General features: G+C 36.9%; 2 protein-coding genes and 1 pseudogene. All 3 read right to left on the bottom strand.

What is annotated here, in order from left to right; all coding sequences use genetic code 11:
• Positions 1–367: pseudogene (locus AC3AX0_RS11240) on the bottom strand (nickel pincer cofactor-dependent isomerase, group 22); the annotation flags it as partial.
• A 100-nt stretch (positions 368–467) separates the two neighbouring features.
• Positions 468–1,466: a uroporphyrinogen decarboxylase family protein gene (locus tag AC3AX0_RS11235; RefSeq protein WP_487550375.1), complete on the bottom strand. Its 999-nt coding sequence runs from the start codon at positions 1,464–1,466 to the stop codon at positions 468–470.
• Between the two features lie 123 nt (positions 1,467–1,589).
• Positions 1,590–2,601, bottom strand: a 1,012-nt coding sequence (locus AC3AX0_RS11230; protein WP_487550374.1) for a BCCT family transporter, incomplete at its 5' end; no start/stop codon positions are given.

The following is a 2,601-nucleotide window of genomic DNA, read 5'->3' as shown; positions in this document are numbered from 1 at the left end:
CACTTTCCTCTGTTATTCCATAATGATTTAGAATGTCCGTCTGATTTTCTGCATTTGCGCCTCCATGGCTTCCCATAGCCGGAACTATAAATGGCTCTGCTCCTTTGTCTTTCAAAAAAGCAACCAATGTTTTAACTGTTATAACATAGCTGGCTACTCCTCTGCTTCCACAGGTTATGGCAATTCGCATACCCGGCTTTATTTTAGACAATATTTCAGGTTTTGACATCTCTTTTACTATTACTTCAGGAATGTCGGTCTTTTCAATTTTGGGTCGTGGAAATATCTGCTTTGCCTTAAAAAACCTTGGCAAATATGTATCCCTAACCAAACTTGACGCAACATCTAATGATAAATCAACACTCATCTTATATCCCTCCATGAATATTTACTATTTTTATTTTTATATTTACAGTTAAAGCCATATGGATTTCAACAGTTCTAACTTATATATTCTTCTCTCATTCTCATTTAAGTGGATACTTGCCGTATTTTTTAACTGCTTCTGCCATGGCAATAAAATTTTCCGGTTTACAATAGTCTGTTACCATATTGGCACTTGACAGAATGTATCCTCCATCTTTCCCTATATTGATTATCCTATCCTTCACTTCAGCTTCCACTTCTTCTACTGTTCCTCTAGTCAATGTATGTCTCAAGTCAATGTTTCCCCAAAGACAGACCCTGTCGCCATATTGTTCCTTGACCTTGTTGATGTCCATTCCCGAAGGATCTATAGGATTTATACAATTCATACCTAGTGATAAAATATCCTCCATTAATACTGAAAGATTTCCGTCACTGTGGAATGCCCAAGGTACCTTGAAGGTATCCGCAAGTTCCTTGTATCTCGGAACAAAAATCTCCCTGAATGTTTTAGGTGACATCATTGGTCCTGTATTAAACGCCATATCATCATATACCGCAAAGAAATCTATTCCACCAATTTTCTGAAGCCTTTCAATAACCTCAATATTCCACTCTATATATCTTTCATGAATTTTCTCTATTAATTTAGGCTTATCCATTAAGGCATAGGAAAAATCAACCATTCCCATTGAAAATATTGTAGCATAAGTTCCTGGTACAAGTCCAAAAAACACTGCAATATCTTCATTGCTGCACTCTTCTATGAATCTTTTTGCAGGCTCGTAAAACCTTTCATCTCTAGGATCCGGGAAAATCATCTTATCAAGATCTGATTCGTTTTTAATGAGACCATCACCGGCAAAATGCCTGTCATTAACACCTTCCGGCATTTCACAAAAAACCGGTGCACTGTAGTCACCATATATTCCAGGCATTGTAACAGCATCCAATCCGAATTTTTTTGCAAATTCTATCTCCGTAAAAGTATCCTTACCCATGACGATCTTCTTTATTTTCTCATCTACGAAATCTACAAAAGGCACTCTGTCGGGAATGCCACCGTTTAAAGCCGTTAATACTCTTTCTCTTGAATTCATCTCTAAACCTCATTATATTATTTTTTCCTATAATGATATTTTCAGCTAGTGCTTGAAAACTCATTTATTTAAACAATTATATCCATAAAAGAGTTCAAAAGAACCCTTTTATGGATTTTTAGATTAAGCTGATTCTGTTTTTTTTCTATTTACTGCTAATTCAGGCCATCTAGATCTATGCTTTTCATCAATTGGCAGACTACCATTAGCAATATCTTCTTTAATCCATTTAAGAAATGAAGCTATCATCAAGCCAAGAACTATAAGTACAGGCAGACAGGATACCACAGAAGCAACCTGAAGAGGAACCATAGTATTTAATCCTTCAATCGTATATTCCAAACTCATCAATGCCATTGGAATTGCAACAAGGCATATAGCCCAGAAGACTCTGTAGAACTTGTGCGGATCGTCGCCTGACTTTAGGTTTTTAGAAGCCGTCTGTGCCAATACATACGCTGTAGAGTCACATGCTGTAATCAAATTCATGAACAGCAACAAACCGAAAACAAAAATAACAACATAGCTCATCGGTAGATGCTGAAGCATTGTTATTATTGCCTCTGCCTTACCTGATTCAGCTAAAACCTGAGATAGATTCACAGTACCTTCCAGTTCAAGACTCATGCCGAAACTTCCAAGCGTATTGAATGATATCCAGCAACCCATGGCTCCCCAGAAACATTCAGCAATTACAAGCTGTCTGATTGTTCTACCTTTGGATATTCTAGCAACCCATAAACCCATGAAAGGTGCCATTGCTATCCACCATGCCCAGTAGAAAATTGTCCATCCCTGAGGGAAACCACCCTTGCCAATTGAATCTGTATAGAAACTCATCTCTATAAAATGTGACAGGTTAATTCCTATTGCTTGAACAAATGTATCCAACATAAAAGCTTTAGGTCCTACAAGGAAAATAAATGCAAATAGTCCAATTGCAATTTTAATATTCCAATTACTAATTATCTGAATACCTTTTTCAATACCCTTGTATACACTCATTGTGAAGAACACACACAACAACACAAGTATTGAAGCCCTTAAGAAGAAAGTATCCTCAAAACCGAATAGATGTTTCAAAACCCTTGCCATTACAGGCGTTCCTAGTCCAATTGTTGTAGCATAACTACCA

It is taken from the genome of Dethiosulfatibacter sp. (assembly GCF_983023055.1).
Note: the sequence above shows the minus strand (reverse complement) of the source record. Positions and strands in the feature narration are given on the sequence as shown.